Origin of the sequence: Agrobacterium sp. MCAB5, from assembly GCF_052114365.1 — a bacterium.
GTDB lineage: Bacteria > Pseudomonadota > Alphaproteobacteria > Rhizobiales > Rhizobiaceae > Agrobacterium > Agrobacterium tumefaciens.
Genome location: NZ_JBFREP010000241.1, coordinates 1 through 470, shown reverse-complemented (window position 1 = coordinate 470; position 470 = coordinate 1). Strand labels below are relative to the sequence as shown.

Annotated in this window: 1 protein-coding gene; it reads right to left on the bottom strand. The window is 58.3% G+C overall.

The window, feature by feature from the left end; genetic code table 11:
- Positions 1-403, bottom strand: a 403-nt coding sequence (locus tag AB4Z23_RS28425; protein ID WP_441361300.1) for a SurA N-terminal domain-containing protein, incomplete at its 3' end; no start/stop codon positions are given.
- Positions 404-470: the final 67 nt, after the last annotated feature.

Below are 470 nucleotides of genomic sequence, written 5' to 3'. Positions count from 1 at the left end.
GGTTAGACATCTTGCCACGCGCACCATAACGGGCGTTCACAAGGCGCGGCCAGCTCATCTGCACGGCAATGAAGGCTTTGAAGTGGTCGGCGCCGACACCGGCCTTGGAGAGGATCTGCGTCAGCTGTTGCGGGTTCATCTTGTTGTTTGCAGCAAAGCGCGCAAAAGCCGCATCGACTTCTTGGGTGCTGACCGACATTTTCACACGGCCGATTTCTTCGCGCTTTAGCGCCTCATCAACCAGCTGCTCGCGTGCCTTTTCGGCGAGATTGCCGGATTGACGCTGCAACTTCAGAAAGGCGACACGCCTGGCAATATCGTCGTTGGTGATGGGGGTCTTGTTGACGACGATCTTGACCGTGCTGTCGGCGAAGGCCTGGCTGGCAAAGGGCGCAACGGCCATGGGAACGGCGAATATCGCAAAGGCGAAAGCTGGGAACGGCGAATATCGCAAAGGCGAAAGCAGCGCC